The sequence below is a fragment of the Pseudoalteromonas sp. SG44-1 genome (genome assembly GCF_014164315.1).
Taxonomy (GTDB): Bacteria; Pseudomonadota; Gammaproteobacteria; order Enterobacterales; family Alteromonadaceae; genus Pseudoalteromonas; species Pseudoalteromonas rhizosphaerae.
This window is the reverse complement of sequence record NZ_JACJEW010000066.1, coordinates 1-21,476: the sequence shown is the minus strand read 5'-3', so window position 1 is coordinate 21,476 and position 21,476 is coordinate 1. Positions and strand designations below refer to the sequence as shown.

Annotated in this window: 22 protein-coding genes; 9 read left to right on the top strand and 13 right to left on the bottom strand. The window is 40.9% G+C overall.

Annotated elements, in window-relative coordinates; all coding sequences use genetic code 11:
• Window positions 1–23: 23 nt before the first annotated feature.
• Window positions 24–965, bottom strand: coding sequence for an alpha/beta fold hydrolase (locus H5187_RS20210; RefSeq protein WP_182785212.1), 942 nt, complete (start codon window positions 963–965; stop codon window positions 24–26).
• A gap of 123 nt (window positions 966–1,088) precedes the next feature.
• The gene (locus H5187_RS20205; protein ID WP_182758003.1) at window positions 1,089–1,994 is read right to left on the bottom strand and encodes a hypothetical protein; all 906 of its coding nucleotides are present in this window, start codon (window positions 1,992–1,994) and stop codon (window positions 1,089–1,091) included.
• 220 nt (window positions 1,995–2,214) lie between these two features.
• Between H5187_RS20205 and H5187_RS20200 the strand changes: the two genes are divergently transcribed.
• Window positions 2,215–2,892, top strand: a complete 678-nt coding sequence (locus tag H5187_RS20200) for a hypothetical protein (RefSeq protein WP_182719574.1) — start codon at window positions 2,215–2,217, stop codon at window positions 2,890–2,892.
• Window positions 2,893–2,924: 32 nt separating this feature from the next.
• Here H5187_RS20200 and H5187_RS20195 read toward each other — a convergent pair whose 3' ends face one another.
• The 5 genes from H5187_RS20195 to H5187_RS20175 form a co-directional block, all read right to left on the bottom strand.
• Entirely contained in the window at window positions 2,925–4,118 is a 1,194-nt protein-coding gene (locus H5187_RS20195; RefSeq protein ID WP_145242390.1) for a dipeptidase, read from the bottom strand.
• 59 nt (window positions 4,119–4,177) lie between these two features.
• The gene (locus H5187_RS20190) at window positions 4,178–4,423 is read right to left on the bottom strand and encodes a YheU family protein (protein ID WP_145242392.1); all 246 of its coding nucleotides are present in this window, start codon (window positions 4,421–4,423) and stop codon (window positions 4,178–4,180) included.
• The gene (locus tag H5187_RS20185) at window positions 4,420–5,400 is read right to left on the bottom strand and encodes a hydrolase (protein WP_145242394.1); all 981 of its coding nucleotides are present in this window, start codon (window positions 5,398–5,400) and stop codon (window positions 4,420–4,422) included. Before H5187_RS20185 ends, H5187_RS20190 begins: the two co-directional genes overlap by 4 nt.
• A 1,158-nt stretch (window positions 5,401–6,558) precedes the next feature.
• The gene (locus tag H5187_RS20180; protein ID WP_182719572.1) at window positions 6,559–6,981 is read right to left on the bottom strand and encodes a TIGR02444 family protein; all 423 of its coding nucleotides are present in this window, start codon (window positions 6,979–6,981) and stop codon (window positions 6,559–6,561) included.
• Window positions 6,968–8,890: an ATP-binding cassette domain-containing protein gene (locus H5187_RS20175; RefSeq protein ID WP_182740773.1), complete on the bottom strand. Its 1,923-nt coding sequence runs from the start codon at window positions 8,888–8,890 to the stop codon at window positions 6,968–6,970. Before H5187_RS20175 ends, H5187_RS20180 begins: the two co-directional genes overlap by 14 nt.
• Window positions 8,891–9,033: 143 nt before the next feature.
• Here H5187_RS20175 and H5187_RS20170 point away from each other — a divergent pair, with 143 nt between their 5' ends.
• Entirely contained in the window at window positions 9,034–9,237 is a 204-nt protein-coding gene (locus H5187_RS20170; RefSeq protein ID WP_029216159.1) for a YheV family putative zinc ribbon protein, read from the top strand.
• Between the two features lie 13 nt (window positions 9,238–9,250).
• On the opposite strand, the gene H5187_RS20165 is transcribed toward H5187_RS20170, so the two are convergent.
• Together H5187_RS20165 and H5187_RS20160 are read right to left on the bottom strand one after the other, a co-directional pair.
• The gene (locus H5187_RS20165; RefSeq protein ID WP_182719570.1) at window positions 9,251–9,466 is read right to left on the bottom strand and encodes a SlyX family protein; all 216 of its coding nucleotides are present in this window, start codon (window positions 9,464–9,466) and stop codon (window positions 9,251–9,253) included.
• The gene (locus H5187_RS20160; RefSeq protein WP_182719569.1) at window positions 9,453–10,451 is read right to left on the bottom strand and encodes a WD40 repeat domain-containing protein; all 999 of its coding nucleotides are present in this window, start codon (window positions 10,449–10,451) and stop codon (window positions 9,453–9,455) included. Before H5187_RS20160 ends, H5187_RS20165 begins: the two co-directional genes overlap by 14 nt.
• Window positions 10,452–10,653: 202 nt before the next feature.
• Here H5187_RS20160 and fkpA point away from each other — a divergent pair, with 202 nt between their 5' ends.
• A complete protein-coding gene (gene fkpA, locus H5187_RS20155; protein WP_145242404.1) occupies window positions 10,654–11,406 on the top strand; it encodes an FKBP-type peptidyl-prolyl cis-trans isomerase in 753 nt (250 codons plus the stop codon).
• A 56-nt stretch (window positions 11,407–11,462) separates the two neighbouring features.
• On the opposite strand, the gene H5187_RS20150 is transcribed toward fkpA, so the two are convergent.
• Together H5187_RS20150 and rsd are read right to left on the bottom strand one after the other, a co-directional pair.
• On the bottom strand, window positions 11,463–12,512 hold the full coding sequence (locus H5187_RS20150; RefSeq protein WP_145242406.1) for an LD-carboxypeptidase: 1,050 nt from the start codon (window positions 12,510–12,512) through the stop codon (window positions 11,463–11,465).
• Between the two features lie 176 nt (window positions 12,513–12,688).
• Window positions 12,689–13,156, bottom strand: a complete 468-nt coding sequence (rsd, locus tag H5187_RS20145; protein ID WP_145242408.1) for a sigma D regulator — start codon at window positions 13,154–13,156, stop codon at window positions 12,689–12,691.
• 502 nt (window positions 13,157–13,658) lie between these two features.
• Here rsd and hemE point away from each other — a divergent pair.
• Complete coding sequence (gene hemE, locus H5187_RS20140) at window positions 13,659–14,723, top strand: uroporphyrinogen decarboxylase (protein ID WP_149980407.1); 1,065 nt, start codon at window positions 13,659–13,661, stop codon at window positions 14,721–14,723.
• Between the two features lie 85 nt (window positions 14,724–14,808).
• Here the strand turns inward: hemE and sthA are convergent, their stop codons facing one another.
• Complete coding sequence (gene sthA / locus H5187_RS20135; RefSeq protein WP_145242412.1) at window positions 14,809–16,236, bottom strand: Si-specific NAD(P)(+) transhydrogenase; 1,428 nt, start codon at window positions 16,234–16,236, stop codon at window positions 14,809–14,811.
• Window positions 16,237–16,249: 13 nt separating this feature from the next.
• A complete protein-coding gene (locus H5187_RS20130) occupies window positions 16,250–17,383 on the bottom strand; it encodes a fatty acid desaturase (protein ID WP_145242414.1) in 1,134 nt (377 codons plus the stop codon).
• Between the two features lie 126 nt (window positions 17,384–17,509).
• Between H5187_RS20130 and fabR the strand changes: the two genes are divergently transcribed.
• The 5 genes from fabR to H5187_RS20105 all read left to right on the top strand — a co-directional run.
• On the top strand, window positions 17,510–18,133 hold the full coding sequence (fabR, locus tag H5187_RS20125) for an HTH-type transcriptional repressor FabR (protein ID WP_182719645.1): 624 nt from the start codon (window positions 17,510–17,512) through the stop codon (window positions 18,131–18,133).
• Window positions 18,134–18,255: 122 nt separating this feature from the next.
• Window positions 18,256–19,434: a hypothetical protein gene (locus H5187_RS20120; RefSeq protein WP_259398589.1), complete on the top strand. Its 1,179-nt coding sequence runs from the start codon at window positions 18,256–18,258 to the stop codon at window positions 19,432–19,434.
• Between the two features lie 49 nt (window positions 19,435–19,483).
• Window positions 19,484–20,140: a peptidoglycan-binding protein gene (locus tag H5187_RS20115; RefSeq protein ID WP_182798229.1), complete on the top strand. Its 657-nt coding sequence runs from the start codon at window positions 19,484–19,486 to the stop codon at window positions 20,138–20,140.
• A gap of 1 nt (window position 20,141) precedes the next feature.
• Complete coding sequence (locus tag H5187_RS20110; RefSeq protein WP_182794933.1) at window positions 20,142–20,528, top strand: hypothetical protein; 387 nt, start codon at window positions 20,142–20,144, stop codon at window positions 20,526–20,528.
• A gap of 73 nt (window positions 20,529–20,601) precedes the next feature.
• Window positions 20,602–21,476, top strand: an 875-nt coding sequence (locus H5187_RS20105) for a hypothetical protein (RefSeq protein ID WP_182798228.1), incomplete at its 3' end; no start/stop codon positions are given.

Below are 21,476 nucleotides of genomic sequence, written 5' to 3'. Positions count from 1 at the left end.
GCTTACCGCTTACCGCTTACCGCTTACCGCTTACCGCTTACCGCTTTTTTTAACTTTTTCTGTGCGCGCTTTTGTTCTGCTTTTTTAACGTGTTTGCTGATCCACTTGGTCATTTTTACCATTAATGCTGGCGGGAAGTTATGGCCCATGCCGTTGACGATTCTTAGTTTGGCTTTACGGATTTGCACTGCTGTTAATTTTCCAGCTGAAACAGGTATCACAGGGTCAAGATTGCCGTGGATCACTAAAGTAGGCGCTTTAATTTTTGCCATTAAGTATTGCCTACAATCACTTGCTGCAATAGCAGCAAGTTGACGATTGAAACCTCGCGGGTTGTAAGCACGATCGACGCCCAAAATGGCTTGTTTACGCAGTGTTTGTTCATCTTGTGGGTAAGCAGGGCTACCAATGAGCTGGTTGAGTTTAATGTTGTAATTAATAGCACCATCACGACTGGCTTGGGCGCGACGATGTTTTGCAAGCTGTAAAAATAGCTTTAAATTAGACGCCGATAGCTTAGGTTTACTCGAACTTGACATAATTGAGGTTAAGCTCAAGACCTTTTTTTTATATTTAGCTGCGATAATTTGCGCAATCATGCCGCCCATAGATGCACCGACTAAATGCGCTTTTTTGATTTTTAATTCGGCCATTAATTCTAATACATCATTTGCCATATCATCTAAGGTGTATGGGATGCGGGATTTAATAGGTAACCGTTTATTTAGCCATATTTTGAATAGGTTAGGGCTACCAAATTGTTCAAGTTGGCTTGAAAGACCAGTATCGCGGTTATCAAAACGAATGACTCTAAACCCTTTAGCTACTAAGCCTAAATATAATTCATCAGGCCATACTGTTAGCTGCGCTCCAAGGCCCATAATCATAATGATGACAGGCGCTGATTTCTTTCCTTTATCTTGATAGCTAATTGTAATGCCACTTTTAATTTTAATCGTGCGCATATTACGTTATGTCGATAGCTTATTTAGCGACTTATGCAAAACAGTATAGTTAAAACTCAGTAATCCTTCATGAGTAGAAATATGAATTTTTTATATCAGAATGAGAGCCGTTTTTTAATACGTTTAACCTTCAGCATGTTTTCGCAGTTCTGCTAGCATGCTTTCATTGCCAATCATTTCATCAAGTACAGAGCGGACATTATCATCACTAGTGTGCTGGTAAAGTGATAAAATATGCTGGGCAATTTGTTGGCTATTGCCATCTTCTGAGCTTTGCGATTGATAGTATTGCGATATCAAGCCTTGCCCCGCTAAACGGCGAATATAATCGTTAGACTCATGCTGCAGTAGTGAAGTAAAGCGCTCAGTCAGGCGTTGATCGAGTACGGGTGCTTGAGTTATGACTTCAATGGCTTGGATTTTGAATTTCTCATCATCACTATTAGCGGCCAGCTCTAAAATATTATCGACTACCGCAAAGTCATACTCAGGTATTTTTGATTTATTCAAAATATACATATTCATTTGTAGTTGAGTTAGGGCTGCGAGTCTATCGATGTCTGTGGCATTTGGGTCGAGTATTTGCTCTCGTAATTGTGTGGTTATTTTTTTCGCATAGTCAGAGTCTGACTTTATGCGTAGTTCATAGTCTTGTGGTAAGTCGGCATAAAAACCGTAAAGTGGGTTGCTTTCACGCATTTCATCTATTTCTTGCTGTTCTTTTTCCGTCAGTACAGCAAGCACTAACTCCTTAAAGTCATCGTTATTATATTCTTGATCTATAGAAGTATTTTTTATTTTTAGGCTGGTAACTTGTCGCTGTAAAGATATTATTTTGTTATGCAATTGGGTAACTGAAAGTTCGTTGCTGTCATTATTCAGTGGCATATTAGTAACAATGATCGATGACTGTTCAGTGCTACTTTTGTCGTTAGGTAAACTCACTGATTTGAAAAATGTACCGTAACACGAGATCACAAGTGCGGCTGAGGCAAGGGCTATTGCGACTGATCCTTTACTAATAGGCATGTGGTGGAGGCTCCATATTTGAAAAGGCGTAATTTACCGCTTTTGGGGCTATAAGTCTGTTAAAAGATGTAGAAAGTTAAGTGTGCTTCAGCGTATTATAATTTATTCGCTAAGTATGATTGATAACGAAGATTAATTTTATTTTTAATTAAGCAAGGAGACTCTTCTCTTTGCAAACATCATGTTGTTTGGTCGTTGTATACAGCACGGAAAAGGAAATATGAATATATTTAAGTGGTTTTTTATTGCGTTGTTTTTGCTCCTATCGGGGTGCGCAACAAAGCAAGAAAAGGTTAAAAAAGACAGTGTCAAAAAAGCAACCCTCAGCATCGCAGAAAATCGCAAACCGCTTGGTAAAGTTGGTGTGATTACGCTGATTGGTGATAACTTACTTTGTACGCATACAGGGGTTACGGTATTCAGCAATGAACGGCAGTTGTATGCGCTCCCTACGGGTTTAAATGAGCTACTAACGCAGCGGATAATTGCGCGCTTTGCTGGTTTTGATACCGCACTAGTGCCGTTAAATAAGCAATCTATGTCGATCATTAATACTGATGTAGGCGTCTCGCGATGGAGCAACATTGAGTTTAATAATCAACAAAATGTAGACACGGTTTTGATTTTCAGTGGCGCGTTTAAATATAGATCTAAAGACGGTTATTATAAAGATGAAAATGCGCTTCATACCTATGCTGAGTTTTTTGTATATGATGTGTCTTCAGGTGATTTACTAGCTGAGTCAACGCATTACCAGTACAACTTGTTTGACGCGTTTAGCTGTACACAAAGCACATTTGCGACAACAGGAGCGATGTATGAGTTGATTAAAATGGCAGGGTCCACGTCTCAAGAGAAATTGATAAATGAGATTTTTCAGCCATCAAAGAGTAATTAGGCCCTGAACCTCAGGACCTAATTATTTATCAATTAATGTTTTTTTGCATACTGTTCGGCTTGTTGCCATACGCGCAGCACATTGCCACTGAGGATTTTTTTGATATCTTTGTCACTGTAACCACGATCCATTAATCCTTGCACTAGATTCGGGTAGCTAGATACATCTTTTAAGCCTACTGGCAGTGAATCGCCAACACCATCGTAGTCAGAGCCGATGCCAACATAATCGATACCAATTAGCTCAACAACGTGATCGATATGCTCAAGTACTTGCTCAAGACTCGCAAATGGATACGGGTTTTTAGCACGATACGCGGCATCAAAATCTTGACTTAATTTAGTGCCTTCTTTTTTTGCCGACTCTTTTTTACTCTTTAACTGCTTGCCCCAATCACCTGCTTTAGCGGTTACAAAGCTTGAACCAAAGTTTATTTGAATAACCCCGCCGTTCTTTTTCAGCGCTAGTAGCATATCGTCATCCATATTACGCTCAAAACCAGGCGTATATTTGCGCAGTGATGAGTGTGAGGCAATAACCGGTGTTTTAGATAGCTCCATTACTTGATAAAACGCATCATCTGAAATATGTGAAACATCAATCAGCATGCCAATATTGTTCATCTCAGTAACCAGTTTTTTACCAAATGGGCTTAGACCTTTCCATTTACGGCGAATATCATAAGATGAATCTGAAATATGGTTGCTTTGTGAATGAGCAAGGGTGATATAGCGTACACCACGATCAAAAAAGTGCTGTAGGTTTGCCATGTCACCTTCAATTGGTGAGCCGTTTTCCATCCCCATTGCTATCGACATTTTGCCTTGTTTGAACTGCTTTTTAATATCATTCGTTGAATCGGCAATAGCAAATTTGTCAGGGGCGCGCTGGGCAATTGCTTCCATACTATCAATGAGTTGATTTGCTAGCTGAAAGCTTTTACCTTTCCCTTCAAACTCCAAATGCGCAGGAATATAAATCGACATAAATGGCGCATTTAAGCCACCTTTAACTGCGCGTGGGTAGTCAAAATCACCGTCATCAGTGGCTTTAGTAACATCAGCCCATTTAGCATGAATACGGTACGGCACATCGATATGAGTATCGATTAAAATAGTGTCTTTGGTGAGTTTAATTGCTTTAGCTGATGCGCTAATGTCTGCACCTTGCACTTGGCTTGATAAAGCAAGTGCAACGGCAATAACTACTGAGCTTAGTTTTATCATTTTTAATGGCTCTTTTAGTAAAAAAGCCATTGTCTATTTTTACAACTAGGGTTACAAGTTTACTCGTTAAATTGTGTTTCACTTTGCAGTGCTTTAAATTCACCTTTAGAAATAATAGTAACTGATTCGTGCAGTTCTGAAAAAAACACCATGGCATCGCCATTTTGTAGTTGTTGTTTTACTTGCGCCACTTTACTTTCAATACTGAATTCTTGCTCACCGTAATCGGTGCCTTCACGTAGCACATAACTTTCAATTAAATTGTATAGAGTGTCTTTATCTAGTTGCTCATGGGGAATGATCATAGCTGCTCTTTTTTGACGATTTGGGTGAAGAAATCTGGCACTACATGCTCTAACCAATAAATCGGTTTAAATGGATTTTTTCCACTTATAAAGCCAACATGGCCGCCTTTTTCTGAGACTTGCAGCGTAACATGCTCACTAACATCTTGCCTACTGGGTACAGCTTTAATTGACAGCATTGGGTCGTCTTTCGCATGAACAATTAATGTGGGTGTTGTAATGTGTTTTAAATAAGGCTTAGCGCTGGCTTGTTGATAGTAATCTTCAGCACCAATAAAACCATGTAAAGGAGCTGTCAGTTTATCGTCAAACTGCCATAAATCATCAATTTCCATTAGCTGATCTGGTGTTAAATCAATCTGTTTTGTGATTTGCGGTAATTTACGCTGCATCGATTTTTTCATGCGATCGAGTAAATACTTTTGATAAATCTTAGCCAAACTTTTACGAATAACTTGGCATGATGGCGACAAATCATAAGGAGCTGAAACAACCGCCGCGCCATCAAGTAAACATTGTTCGCCTTGTTCACCTAAGTATTTGGCCAGTACGTTACCGCCGAGTGAAAAGCCAACTGCAACCATCAAGCGATCTGGAAACTGCTGCTTAAGTTGTTTTATAAAAAAATCGAGATCGCCGGTTTCGCCACTATGATATGCACGGGGTAGGCGGTTAACTTCAGTAGAACAGTTACGAAAATGCATTAAAACAACACTAAACCCCTGCTTTTTGAGGGCTTTCATCATGCCTTTTGCATAAAAGCTATTGATATTACCTTCCAGGCCATGCAATACAATTGCCAGCGGCGCGTTATCGTTTTTGGGTTGTGACCAAGCGAGCTCTAAAAAATCGCCGTCGGGAGTATCAAGCTGCTCTAATTGGTAGCGAGTATTATGAAAAGGCCGAAAAAACCGTGGCATAATGGTTTGCACATGGCGATTAGTCATCCACCAAGCTGGCTTGAAATCTGTAGACATAAGTTAAAACATGTTTAGCTAATAGAATCGCTAGTGTAACAAACTTTTAATAATAAAAAGCCCCTAATCAAATAACTTGATAGGGGCTTTGTGCGTCGTGCTTAATTCTGATTGGGTGTTTTGTCGTCATGTACTTTTTTGATAAAAAAGTACACAAAGAAAAGGCATAAACTGATCACTACTCCCAGAAAACCAAATGATAAAAATAGTACTGGGTCACTAAAAAAGTCTCTGAAGAATACGTCCATAAATGCCTCCTAATGTCTATGGATTAATGATAGAGACAGTTTGACTAGGTTGTTATGATCCAGATCAAGCTATTTTCCTAAGTTGATTAGCAGTGATACAGAAGTTGATTTGGATCAAATCAGTTAGCGAGTTTGCAAGGAGAAAGGTTAAAGTGGCAAAGCTCTAGGGAGCTTGCGGGTCATTATTAATGAAAAAACTGGAAAGCTACCAGTCTTTGCATTTTTATTTTAAACTGTATTGGTTATAAAAACTGTAATACAGGGGGAGATCTTGAGGGTTACGCGGATAGTTAAATACACTTTAGTGATGGCATTTTTTTATGTAATTTTAGGTTTCTTAACATCACAAGTTATCAATATGGTTGCGAGACTAACCTTTGAAGACTTTTTCGTAATCCAGTTAATCCCCTCAGCTTTCTTATCCATATTCATGTATGGGGTTATGGCTTACAGAAGTTCAAGCCATAATTGGCAATATGCATTTGCAGTTTATGTGTTGGGGTTTTTATTTAGCACTGCGATCACTTCGTTTATTTTGCAAGAGTTGTTTATCCCGCCAACTTTAGCTTTTGAGCTACCTATTTTACTTTTAAGTACAGTTATAGGAACATTAATAGGTATCAGGTTGAGAACCAAAAATAACAACAAGCCTACAGCCGCCGAATTCAAGCGCTAATACACGACCTACAAATGCGCTAGTATATTTTACTGGCTTTTCTTTAAAGCGTAGCGCCTCGAAACCCTCATTGTGGATAAATTACTTTAAAATTTTGTACAAAAAAAGACAGTGAGACAGATAAAAATATATTCGCAGCTAAAGCTGGCTCCTACAGGTATGAATATCCGTGGGCAATGGTTTTAGACATGATTGCCCTAACTATACCCCAAACACAAGTTCGCACCGAGCTGCTTATAGCTTAAGCAAATACAACCTAATATTATTCGGCTCCGGATGCGTAGCTAATCTAAATTTATTTACCGCATCTATCAACATCTCTTGCTGTTGCTTTTCTAGCTTTAACTCGGCGCTGAGTAGGTCTTTACGAATTGCAGCATAATCTGCAATCTCGGTGTGGTTGGTTTTTAAATAGCCGCGGGCGGCACGCAGTGGTTGTAATACCTGCTGATCAAATTCACTAATACATTGCTCAAGTTTGTTTAACTGAGTTTGGCTAATTGCTAGATTGAGAGAGTCTAAATAATACAGTAGCAGGCACAGGTTAACGTTTTTACCTTGCTGGTTTTGGTAATCTAACAGGCGTGCTTGCATGTCACCTTCGCTATAAAGCTGACATGCAAATTGCCAAAAGTCGTTGCTGTTAAGCAAGTTCATTGGCAAACGCCTGTTCTTTTTGTTCCATCTCCTCAAGGGCCATTAATAGCTCCTCTTCGATGTCATTTACTTTCGGTGTTAATGTCGCTTGTTTAGCTAGTAATTCTTTGAGTTTTGCTTTGTTGTCATCGTTATAAAGCTCGTTATCGCCAAGTGCTTGTTCGATTTCAGCTAATTCGGCTGAGTGTTTATCAAGTTGCTTTTCAAGCTTTTCGATGTGCTTTTTAAGTGGTTGTGTGGCTTTTCTAAACTCTGCTTCTAGGCGTTTTTGCTCTTTACGGTTAACGCTTGAATTTGCTTTTGGTTCATTGTCATCTTGAGTGGTTTTTGCCGCTTCTTTATTAGCGTTAAGTAGCCATTGATAGTATTCGTCTAAGTCGTAGCCAAACTGGGTTACTTCACCGTTATCCACTAAGTAATATTCGTCGGCGGTATTTTTTAGCATGTGACGGTCATGGGAAACGGTAACCATCGCGCCTTCAAACCCTTGCAACGCCATAACTAAAGCATGACGCATTTCTAAATCAAGGTGGTTGGTTGGCTCATCGAGCAGTAATAAGTTTGGTTTTTGATAGACCAACATTGCGAGTACTAATCGGGCTTTTTCACCCCCTGAAAACGGTGCTACGGGCTCAAGGGCTTTATCACCAATAAAGGCAAAACCACCTAAAAAGTCACGCAGTGATTGCTCGGTGGCTTTAGGATTTAAACGCTGCAAATGGGTAATCGCGCTGGCTTTTAAATCTAGCGATTCCAATTGATGCTGAGCAAAGTAACCTATGTTTAAGCCCTGATGTTGGAATACTTCGCCTGCTTGCGGTTGTAAGTCGCCAGACAATAATTTTATTAAGGTTGATTTACCTGCGCCGTTACGGCCAAGTAGGGCAATGCGACTACCAGGGACTAAGTTAAGTTTAATACTATTTAAGATTGTGACATCGCCATAGCCGGCTTGAGCTTTATCGAGTGTCATCAATGGGTTTGGTAGTGCGGTAGGCTCTGCAAATTCAAAGTCAAAGGGCGAGTCAGCATGAGCTGGTGCGAGCTTTTCCATACGTTCAAGCGCTTTAACGCGGCTTTGTGCTTGCTTGGCTTTACTGGCTTTGGCTTTAAAGCGGGTAATAAATTGCTCAAGGTGGGCAATTTGATCCTGTTGTTTTTCAAACATCGCTTGTTGTTGTAATAAACGCTCTGCTTTTTGACGTTCAAATTGCGAGTAGTTGCCTTTGTAAACATTGATCTTTTGCTTGTCGATATGCCAAATTTGGTCAACTACAGCATCGAGGAATTCACGGTCATGCGATATCAACACTAAAGTACCGGTGTAAGCGCGTAAAAAACGCTCCAGCCAGTACACCGCATCTAAATCCAAGTGGTTAGTTGGCTCATCCAGTAGCAGCAAGTCGGCATCACGGATCAGCGCTTGGGCAAGGTTTAAGCGCATTCGCCAACCACCGGAAAAATCACTAACGGGGTTTTCAATTTGGTTATTTGCAAACCCTAACCCGTGAAGTAACTCGCCGGCTTTGGCTTCTATGCTATAGCCTTTAATGTGCTCAAGTTGTATGTGCACTTTGGCTTGGGTATCGCCATCATCATTTTGTTCGGCTTCGCGCAGCGCAATACGCATGGCGTAATACTCAGGATGACCTTGTAATACATAATCAATTGCGCTGATATCTAGCGCTGGCGTTTCTTGTTTTACCGAGGCGATAGACCAGTCTTTAGGGATACTGCAATTACCTGCATCAAGCTGTAGTTCAGATTTCAATAAACTAAAGAGTGTTGATTTACCGCAGCCATTGGCGCCAACTAGGCCAACTTTGTGTTCTGGAAATAATGTAGCTGAGGCATCTTTAAGGAGTGCTTTACCGCCGCGAAGTAATTCAATTTCTGAGATCTGGATCATGTAGTCTGCGCTTTACTGTGCCTTTGTGAACTTGACGCTATCATAGCACGGAAGCTGGACTATATTTCAATCGTCAGCGTATCAACTGGGTAGTTATTGGGTTAAAATGTAGCAAGTTTCTTTTCAAACTGTGGGAAAACGTAGTGAAACAGAAAAAACGATTTATTGCTGGGGCAACCTGTCCAGAGTGTAAAACCATGGATATGATGATGCTTTACAAAGAGCACGATGTAGAGAAAGTCGAATGCATGCAGTGCGGCCATAAAATGGCACAGCCAGAGCAGGCTGTTCAGGCATCAACACGCCAATTTGAACAAGTCATTGGCGTGTTTAAACCGGGCGATTAAGCGCCCGCAACCATCAATAGTGTGGCGGCGGAGGTTCTGGCGTGTCTGACATCATCATAGATGATGCTTGCGACTCTTTAATTTTTTCAGCCAGTAGCTCTGTTTGGCGCTTCATTTTTGCCAACAGCTGCTGGTGAACTTTTATTTCATCATTTAAAATTTCAATCGTTTCGTCTTGAAAAGCCACTTTGGCTTCAAGTTCTGTTAAGCGATGTTCAATTGTGTTCATTTTTTTCTCGTCTAGTAAAGCGCTCAGCGATCCCACTGGAGCTTTCGGTTAACAACGCAGTATCGTTGTCAGTAAAAGCGACATCAAGTACCACTGCTGATTTTGGTCTACTGCCTTCTCGCGGTGTTACATGCCAACTTTGAATTTGTTCACCACTGGATAATTGCCATAGGTCCACTAAGCGGTTAGGTGAGCCTGTTGCCAGCAAGGTGCCTGCTTCATTAAAGCGTACCGCAGTAAAAATTCTCTGGCGGGCAATATACTGCAGTTTACTAACAAGATCACCTGTTGTCAGCTGCCATACATGTGCTTGTGTCATACTGTCTGCGGTAAATGCATAGCGACCTTGCGGATCTAAGGTCACTTGGGTGACACGACTTGGATGGTTAAAGCGATGGATCACTTGTCCGGTACGAGTATCCCAAAAGTACGCCGCATAATCGTTGGAGCCACTGAGAGCAAAATTTCCGTTGGGCGATAAAGCAACTGCGTTAATTTTTTCTTGGTGACCAAGGAACTCAATGCGTCTACCGGTCTCTAAGTCGAGGTAAACAACAACGCCATCGCTACGACCGTACAAAACACTGCGGCCTTGGTTACTAATGGCGATATCACGAATAGTGGCGGTTTTTATTTTGTAGTAGCCGGTATTTTTGCCAGTGGCAATATCCCATACTGCAAAAGTGGTTTTTTCAGCGGTAACAGCGTGGCTGTTGTCATAAGCGATAGCCACGGTATGTACTAGGCTATCGGCGTCTTGTTGCTGAAACCATTGGTATTTTAGTACTTGCTGTTGATTATCCCATAGGGCGACCCCATGGTGTATAGATGAGATCAGGCTGTATTTGCCATCATGAGATATTGCGGAGGCGAACGCGCCTCTGGCTGCATGCTCATAGCTTGCAGTGGCTTGGTCTTTTTGTTCTGAGCAGGCAATCAGCAAGGTGCAGCACAGAAGATACAAAAAAGTACGAAATATCGACATATTACAGCTATTTCCCCTTAACTCTTAGTGATTGAGAGGTTAGACTAGGGCTCGTGAAGGCCTAGGTTGTTTATCTAATTAACGTGAAAGTGAGCGTATAGCCTACAATCAGAAATTAGATAAGTAGCCTACCATGGGCCGTTAACCTTTAACTAGTAATAATACAATAAATGACATCTGCAAAGTGTGTCGGAGATTTAAAATGAAAAAGACGATTAAATTGTCATTGATTGCAGCGTCAGTTTTAGCGCTAACAGCTTGTAATCAAGAAGCAAAACAAGAACAAGCACCTGTTAAACTTGAAACTGAAGTACAACAACAAGCATACGGTATTGGTGCATCTGTTGGTAACTTCTTAAATAAAGATTTAGCTGATAAAAAAGAGTTAGGCATTGAGCTTGACCAAGCACTATTAATTCGTGGTTTTGAAGATGCCCTTGCTGGCGACGCAAAAATTGACGAAGAGAAAATTCGTGAAGTATTAACGGCACTTGATACGTCAGTACGTACTAAGCAAGAGCAACATGCCAAAGTAGAAGCTGAAAAAAGCCAAGCTGAAGGTGAAAAATACCTAGCTGATAACGCTAAGAAAGAAGGCGTAACAGTAACTGAATCAGGCCTACAGTACGAAGTGATCACTCAAGGTGATGGTGAAATGCCAGTAGCAACTGACGTAGTTAAAGTACACTACAAAGGCACACTACTTGACGGTACTGAATTTGATAGTTCGTATGCTCGTAACGAACCAACGACTTTCCCACTTAACCGCGTAATCGCTGGTTGGACTGAAGGTTTACAACTTATGCCTGTAGGTTCTAAGTATAAGTTTACTATTCCAGCAGAACTAGCATACGGCGATCGTGACTTAGGTAAGATCCCAGCTAACTCAACACTTGTTTTTGAAGTTGAATTACTTGAAATTCAAAATGAAGAGCAAGCAGCAGCTGCAGAGTAATTATTTATTCTGTGCGAGAAGGGGGCTAATTAGCCCCTTTTTTTGTTGCTAAAATCTTAGCTGAAGGCGGTTTCTTTCATAGTCAACGTACCTGTATCAGCATTGAGTTCGATTTGCGTACCGACCGGTAATATGAACTGTCGTTTTATATGGCCAATCATCGCCCCTCGGTAGGCAGGGATAGCCAGCGGTTTTATATAATCTGCAAAAATTTCATCTAGCGTCAATGAGCCATAGCCATTTCCCGGGCTGCAATCGTTACAGTCACCAAATACAAACCCCGCTATTTTGTCCAGTGCACCCATTAGTTTTAAAGTGCTGAGCATGCGGTCAATCCGATAAGGTGCTTCATCAATGTCTTCTAAAAATAAAATAGCCCCGTCAAATTGTGGTAAATAAGTTGAGCCAGCCAGCGCTGTTAGTACAGTTAAATTACCGCCGATAAGTTGTCCAGTCGCTTTACCTGGTGTGATGGTTTGGGTGAGGTATTGGCTATTAACCAATTCATCCTCGGCTTTTGGCAAGTTGCTAAAGTGCATGCGGGTTTGTTGCTCAAACATTTGTTTAAATTGTTTAACATGAAATGGATTCCAATCACTAGAGGCGTTAGGTCCATGAAAACTAACAATACCGGCTTTAGCTAGTAACGCGTTATGAAGTGCGGTGATATCTGAGTAGCCCATCAGCGGTTTGGCGTTAGCACGGATCATGGCATAATCCAGTAGGGGTAAAATACGTGCCGCCCCAGAGCCACCTCGTAAGCAAAAAATAGCATCAACACTGCTGTCGTTAAACAGCGCATTAAGATCGTCTGCACGTTGTGTATCAGTGCCCGCAAGGTGGCCACGTCTAGCCATAATATTAGGTGCTAACTTAGCATTATAACCAAGCGCTTCAATTACTTGCTTAGCTAAAATAATGTCTTTTTGATTTGCTGTTGCTGCTGATGGGCTAGCTACACCAATTGTGCCTCTGCTTGGTAAGGCGTTCGGCTTTTTTAAACTTAGTGCAGTTTGACTTGATAGGTTAGCTGCTTGAGCGCTATTGCCTGCGAGTAACCCTGCACTGAGGAGTGATACAGATTTCAAAAATGTACGTTTATTCATGGCGAGCCTGTGTAGTTTTAATGCACAATAAGGCTATAATTACATCATTGAAATATAAATTTCAATTTTATGGGGTGTTATGGGAATATTAAATTTATAGATGGGTAAGAAAAGACTTAAAGTAAACAGCAAACAAGGAGCTTAGCTCCTTGTAAAGTAATAATTGTGTGTATTATCTAGGTGTGATTAGAATATAAATTATCAATCAACTCATCTTCTAACTCAAAACGCAGCTCAAGTGTTTCACCAAGTTTTGATAAGTCGTCATCAAAATCATTGAGTAAATCTTCTTTATCCACCTCTGCATATTTGTCATTAAAATCAAGTGCAATGTCAGTAGTTTGCGAAATTCTTGGATAAAGTTCATTGGCAAGCTGCTGGCTGTTAGGGCCTTTTTGCTCACATGCCTTGGCAATGTCGTCATACACTTCAAAGTGACCAGCAGATAAATAATCCATCAATAGTTGGCAAAAATTTTGGATCTGTAATTGGTCAGGTAAGGCATGGTCTTTTTTATCATACGGTGAAAAGCCAGCAATACGACAATATAAAACTAATAGCTCTTGGCGTTCTGAGAGCCATTTGTCGATCACGGTGTGGCTACCACCCCATTTTTGTTGAGCTTTTTCCAAACGCGTCAGCATTATCATTCTCCTTAGCTGGGTTGGTTTCTTCTATAACAATGAAATATGCCGCAAAGATCAACACATTTTTTTTATAATTTTGTAATAAAACAAGAACTATATGATATATAAACAGTTTTTTTAATAAAATACAAATCGTTTATATTGTTTCAGGCAAGAAAAAACCACCATAAAGGTGGTTAATTTCTTTTTCCATGACTTGTTTAAACAAGCTTTCTTATTGTTATTAGAAGATTTTTATTTTTATTGTTATGTAATTTTTATTGTTTTTATTGTTAACGCGGGACAAGTTATACCAAGGTTTTTACTATGTTGCAAACATATTAATAAAAAATTTCAAATGTTATTGTTTGTTGTATTAATTTTGTACCAAGCAAGCATCTTAAAATAGATTATTAATCTGTATCAATACTAAGGTTAATTAGTGCCATAGCGATAGAGAGGTGTGCGATATGGTGATACAATCTGCGCAATATCTATCAGCTTTAGGATCCTTTACGCTATGAGCGAATTAAAAAACGACCGTTATTTACGTGCACTACAAAAACAGCCAGTTGATGTGACTCCGGTATGGATGATGCGCCAAGCAGGGCGTTACTTACCAGAATACCGCGCAACTCGTGCACAAGCGGGCGATTTTATGAGCCTGTGTAAAAATGCTGAGCTCGCTTGTGAAGTAACATTACAGCCGCTGCGTCGTTACCCATTAGATGCCGCTATTTTATTTAGTGATATTTTAACGATTCCAGATGCGATGGGCTTAGGTTTGTATTTTGAAACCGGTGAAGGTCCTAAATTTGAGCGTCCAATTTCATCACTTGCTGATGTACAAAAAATTCCAAAGCTCGATCCAACAGATGAGCTTGGTTATGTTATGAATGCCGTAAGCACGATCCGTCGTGAACTAAAAGGCGAAGTACCGCTAATTGGTTTCTCGGGTTCACCTTGGACACTTGCTACTTATATGGTTGAAGGCGGGAGCAGCAAGACCTTTGGTAAAATCAAAAAAATGGCGTTTGCTGAGCCAAAAACACTGCATTTGTTACTTGATAAGCTTGCTGATTCAGTGATCGATTATTTAAATGCACAAATTAAAGCCGGTGCGCAGTCTCTAATGGTGTTTGACTCATGGGGCGGTGTATTGAGCCCGCGTGATTATAAAGAGTTCTCATTGCAGTACATGCACAAAATCGTTGATGGTTTAATTCGTGAATACGATGGCCGCAAAGTGCCCGTTACGTTATTTACTAAAAATGGCGGTCAATGGATTGAAGCGATAGCAGCAACGGGTTGTGATGCAATTGGTCTCGATTGGACAATTAATATTAGCGATGCTAAGCGCCGTGTCGGCGACAAAGTAGCTCTGCAAGGTAATATGGATCCATCAATGTTACATGGCACACCAGATCGTATTCGCCAAGAAGTAGCGACTATCCTTGAAGATTTTGGCACAGGTGAAGGTCATGTATTTAACTTAGGCCATGGTATTACGCCTGATGTTGATCCTGAAAACGCGGGTGTATTTATTAATGCCGTACATGAGTTTAGTGCGCAATATCATAAGTAACTGCAGCTGTAACAAGCACTGTCATTTATAATCAAAAAAGCCCGCTTATCAGTAAGCGGGCTTTTTATTAGCTGTCTCAACGTGTTTATTTAAACAGTCGATTCAAACCATTTAACGCCGCAACACGATAGGCTTCAGCCATAGTTGGGTAGTTAAAGGTGGTATTTACAAAGTAATCAATATTATTGCCGCCATTTTTTTGTTCCATAATGGCTTGGCCAATGTGCACGATTTCAGAGGCACGCTCGCCAAAACAATGCACACCCAGTACTTCTTTGGTTTCAGTGTGGAATAATATTTTTAAACTACCCACTTCGGTACCAGCAATCTGTGCTCGCGCTAAATGTTTAAATTGAGCTCTGCCGACTTCATAAGGGATTTTCGCGGCGGTTAACTGCTGCTCTGTTTTACCTACTGAGCTCATTTCAGGGATGGTATAAATACCTGCCGGAATATCAATAATTAGTTTTTCATCGCAATTACCACAGGCAATTGCATCGGCAGCAATTCGACCCTGATCAAACGCTGCACTAGCAAGACTTGGGTAGCCAATGACATCACCAACGGCATAAATGTTATCGACCTCGGTTTGGTAAGTTTCATTAACTTTTAACTGCCCGCGGCCATCAGCTTTTAAACCAACCGCTTCAAGATTAAGTCCGTCAGTGTTGCCGGTGCGACCATTGGCAAATAAAATACAGTCAGCTTTAACGCGTTTTCCTGATTTTAAATGCATAACAACGCAATCATCACGGGTTTCAATGCGGTCAAACTCTTCGTTATGGCGGATCACAATGCCGCTATTCCAAAAGTGATAGCTTAAAGCATCTGAGATTTCAGCATCCATAAAGGCGAGTAAGCGGTCGCGAGTATTAACTAAATCGACTTTTGCACCTAAACCTTTAAAAATAGACGCATACTCACAACCAATGACACCAGCGCCGTAAATAAGTACACGATGAGGGTCATGCTCTAGGCCTAAAATAGTATCGCTGTCGTAAATACGAGAATGGGTAAAGTCGACTTCAGGTGGGCGATAAGGGCGAGAACCTGTAGCAATAACAATGGTTTTAGCAGTTAGTCGTTCGGTTGACCCATCAAGACGTTTAATTTCAATTGTGTGCTTATCAACAAAGCTAGCATCACCTTGAAACATATGAATGCGATTACGATCGTAAAAGCTACTGCGTAAATTTGATTGCTTAGAAATAACCGAGCTGGCGTGGCGCAAAATATCAGGAAACGTTAACCTACTAGGGCGCTCACCCACATTAAACAATGGGTTTGCTTTGTATTCTATGTAGCGGCTAACAGAGTGACGTAGTGCTTTTGAAGGGATAGTACCCCAATGTACGCAACCACCACCAACGGCAGCTTGGCGTTCGATAACGGCCACTTTTTTGTTGCTTTTAGACAGGTTCATGGCGGTACCTTCACCGCCAGGACCTGTGCCTATAATAATTGCATCATATTGAAATGATGGTTGTTCTTGCTTTACTTGTTGTTTGGCCACAGCCACTCCTACATTAACTAAAAGAGGCTTTTAATAACCTCGCATTGAGTGCAAGCCACGCCTGCTTTTGATTTTCCCAGGCTGCTTCCAACTCATGATATTGTGTCATTAAAGCTGATTTTTCGCATTGTTGCAGCATGTTATTCTTTTTAACTTCTAAAACTTGCTTTTTTAGTGCGCAAAAGTGTTGTAGCTTTTTCAGCAATAAATCGTACTCTTGCTGCAATAATGTAAGCTTATCTTGCGCTAAAGGCAATTTCGCTAAACGGTTTTGCGTTCTATTCATTAACGTTTCGGCTTTGGCTTTTTCGATGCGCTCAACCGGCGTACGTTTTAATTTTTTAGCAAGTCCAACAGCCGCAAAAGCGCGGATCATCCATTTTGTGGGATCATAATGAAACCATTTTATGCCATTGCGATAATCACTGGCAAAAATATGATGAAAGTTATGGTAACCCTCGCCATAAGTAAACAAGGCTAGTACCCCGTTATCACGAGCAGTGTTTTTTTCGGTGTAAGGTCGAGAGCCCCAGATATGCGCCACCGAATTAATAAAAAAGGTGAAATGCTGGCTCAATACCAAACGCAACAATCCAGCTAACAACAGCATGCCAATTACATCACCAATTATTAAACCCAGCAGGGCAGGGATACCAATATTAGTTGCTAATACTAATTTCATATAATGACGGTGTTGCCACATCACTATTTTATTGCGTTGTAAATCACGACAATTACTATAATCACCATAACTGTCGCCTTGGTAATCGCGTAACATCCAACCTATGTGGCTATACCAAAAGCCATTAGTTGCTGCATAAGGGTCTTTTACAGGATCATCAACTTGGCCATGATGAACGCGGTGATCGCTGCTCCAGTGCAGCGCACTATTTTGTAGTGCAAAAGCACCACCTAGAGCAAAAAAGGCTTCTACAACAGGATGAGCGTCGTAAGTTTTATGGGCCCATAAGCGATGGTAGCCTGCGGTAATTGACATACCAGCATAAAACATACAAGCAACAAATGCGATCCAATGACTACTGGTAAAGCCATGGGTAAACCCATACCAAGGCACTAATGTGGCAGCAGCCAAAAAAGTAATACTAAAAAATAGGACATTGGTCCAAATAATCGGTGGTTTTTTCATCTTTTCAAATCTGAGCGTACACTTGTAAGCTAAAATAATATTTCATTCTCTTGCCGTCAAGTATTAGACTGGAGAATTAAGATAAAAATCACCATAAATTGATTTAAATTAAATCAGGAGTAGTTCATGTCGGGTGTTCGCGCGCAACAGAAACAAAAAACACGACAAGCTTTAATTGAAGCGGCATTTAACCAATTAAGCGCCGATCATAGCTTTTCTAATTTAAGTTTACGTGAAGTTGCCCGTGAAGCAGGTATAGCACCAACCTCATTTTACCGCCACTTTAAAGACATGAATGAACTGGGTTTAACCATGGTCGATGAAGCCGGTTTAACGCTGCGCCAGCTAATGCGCCAAGCGCGCCGCCGTATAGCCAGTGGCGGTAGCATTATCACCACCTCGATTGTTACTTTTATGGAGTTTATTGATAACTCCAGTAATCAATTCAGATTATTACTGCGTGAACGCTCCGGCACCTCTAAAGCATTTCGTGCCGCTGTAGCCCGTGAAATTAAACACTTTATTTTAGAGCTTGCTCATTATCTTGAAAGCGAAACCCCGTGCGATGCAACTCATGCGTATATTCAAGCAGAGGCTATGGTCACGCTAGTATTTAATGCCGGTGCTGAAGCATTAGACATAGAAGGGCAACAACGAGAAGAGTTAGTCGAGCGTTTAATTTGGCAATTACGCTACATTACTCGTGGCGCTAGTAATTATGTGCGAGAGAATAAAAACACAAGTGAATAATAACACAAGTGAATAATCAGCATAAATGCTTGTAGATTTTTTGTTCCTACTTCTTTATTATTGCAAGCTAAAGTTTATACTTAAAAAATTAAATCTCTGCATTAGAGAAAGCGAGGATGCACATGCTCACCAAGGACGCGGTGAACTTTCAACACGCCCATATTTTTGATGAAATAAAAGATGAAGCAACCGAACCTGTTGTAACGTTTGCGTACGTCAGGCGAGCTGAATTCTTTTTATTACCGAAAAAACTACAACGGCTTATTCAAGATAATCAGTATGGTGTAATTGATAAACGCCAAGCCGCACGGCTACGTGATGATCCCCGCAGCCAATTTTGGGCAAATGAAAAAACATGGCGAAAAGTCAGCTACAACACCTATAGAAATACCGCGCAAGGCTTAGCTGTTTATCCAAAAGATCCTGTGAGTACCACTAAGTTTTCGTCATCCGGTGGAGCTAATGCCGCACCTGATTATTCGGCTTCGGAGCATTTTTTAAGTGACTCCAACCAAGCAAACTTCTTAGCAAATCCAGCGCTACTCAATAGCCAGTATGGAGAAGGCCAAGCAAAGTATATTGCGCAATCAATGCAGCAAAATAGCCGTGCTTTAAAGCCAACAGTTGTTGAAGTTCACTTACCCGCAGTATGTATATATAAGCCTATTTTGCAAAGTACTGTATTGCTAAAAGCGTCGCATCAAGTTAGGCAAAATTTTTCAAACCATCTTTTACAAGCAAGCGAAACCGTAGAGCAGCTCGCCGAGCAATATACCGGCTATAAAAATGCCAATTTGATTTACGACTACAACCTAGGCTTTAGTAATCGCAAACCAGCCAAACCCGGCACTAGCTTACGCGTGCCCGATGGATGGAAGCTCAATATTGAAGGCTCAAGCAGCAACAGCCGCAGCGTGGTTATTAAGTGGCAAGGGCCAACCAGCGGGCAAGTAACCTTACAACTCGATAAAAAACGCCCTGACGAAGTCTCATTTTGGCAGCATTTTTTTGCTGTAAAGCCCGGACTTTATAACGTTATTGTCACTGCCAGCGGCGCAGTAGATACCACTACCTTTACCGTTGAACAGCCCGCGTTAGGCTACGAAATTGAATTGCGTGATGAAGCCGGCGAGCCGCAAGCGAATATGGGGTACAAAATTCGCTTACGTAACGGCCATGTTATCACCGGACAGCTCGATCAAAACGGCTACGCCAACGTATCAGGCCCTGATTTTGAAAACGCCAAAGTCAGCTTTTTTGCACTCGCCGATCACGATTGGTCAGTAGGCAACATCACCTAAACGTAGACTTGCTCTGGCGATATTTATATTTAGGGATAAGGATATTTCAATGACACAACAACACACCGTCGCACAAGGCGAAACACTGCTACGCATAGCACGCCAATATGGTTATAAAACCTCAACCGCCTTGTATAACCACCCAAGCAATGCTGAGTTTAGAGCGCTGCGCCCTGATCCAAACTTAATTTACCCGGGCGATAAAATTACCATACCACCTAAAAAAGAAAAGTTTATGCCACTGCGCGCTAACAGCCTAAATACGTTTGTTGTACAAAACGAAAAAGAATATTTTCGCCTGCAAATAATTCATGAAGATGGTGATGACATCACTGGCAAACGTATTGTACTCAACATAGGCAGCCAAACTATCGATACCGTTTTACCGAGCGACGGCCTAGTTGAAGTTGAGCTAAATGAGAACGACACGCTCACCGCTCAGGTTGATTTATATCTCAAGGAAGATCAAAGCTCACCCAGTGAAAGTTTTACCGCACAAGTTGGTCATTTAGACCCCATCGATACACTTTCAGGTGTGCAAGCACGCTGCAATTTATTGGGCTTTGACTGTGGCACAGTTGATGGCGTTAACGGCGCAAAAACTAAAGCCGGTGTGAGGGATTTTCAATACGAGCACGACCTTGAAGTAGATGGAATTGCAGGGAAGAAAACCAAAGCAAAATTACAGCAAGTATTTGGGAGCTAATATGAGTGTTTCACAGTGCATGCCAATGCAAGTTAATAATAGAAATAAAAAGTATATTACAGAGCCAAAAATCACCTTTGCATACCAGTTAAATTTAACTAAATCATCGGCTAAACCAATAAACCCGCTCAATGAGAAAGTTATTCTTGAGCATGTTGAAAGCTGTTGGCGTCAAGAATGCTCTGTAGGTGATCGACGTATTGTAGATACAGATTGGGTTCGGCTCACGTTTAAAAAAATTCCCACCGAAGGTACTTTTAATTTAATACAAGATCCAGATGACGGGGCTGAGCCTTTTTATATCTTTGAACGAGTGCCTTATACACAGTTGAGAGGTCAAACACCGCAAGCAGAATTAATGCCAAGCATTAATATAGATGATGAATGAATTTATTATAAATAACATAGATTTATAAGATAAATCTATTAATAAATTTACACCATATATACTAGGATTACCCATGTCATTAATCTCAGAAAACACAGCCCGTTTTAAACCGCTTTTACACAGCATAACGAATATAAAGGCGTTTAGTAAAAGCGCGCGAAGCAGCGCCATGATATTACTAAGTATTACTACATTGCTATTAACTGGCTGTGGTGGTGACGTTAAAACATCAGAAAAACAAGTTGTTGAAGAGCAACCCAGACGATTTAGTAAAGATAAATTGGCGTATCGCCACACATACCACTCTGAATGGCCTAAAGAGGTGCGCAATGAGGTGTATGGCGATGAAGAAACGTTTTCAGCTCCGCGTATTTTATTTAGAGCTGAGGTTGAGTGGATAGGTATAGAAACGTTGTTTTCAGCGCGCATGGATGGCTCTGACAGGCGTAGGATTATTCCAGAAAGCGTATTTACGGGTAAGAATATGGTCGACGGTCATAAACCGGTGCGCTCTCCTGATAACCGGTATATCGCAATATCAATGTACAACAATGAACTTGGCTATACACGTGAGCTTTGGGATACTAAAACCCAGCAGTTTATTTTAATGAGCGAAGGTTATGGCTATGCCCATTTTAACTGGACTAAAGACAGTGAGAATGTGATTTTTTACGTCAGTGGTAAACATTATAACTATCATGTACCGACTAAAACACTTACTGAGGGACCAATTATTTACTCTAATGGCTTGTATTTATTGCCAGATGGTCAAACTTTTTTAGCACATAAAAAAAATGAGTATTGGTTACATGATTTTAATGGCGACGTGATTGAGAAGGTTGATTTAGGCTTTAACACCCAATTTACGATGCAGTATTTAAAAGTATCCCCTTTCGGCGATTATATTTCTTTTTTATCAGAGGGGCTTGGATACCCTAAATATTACTG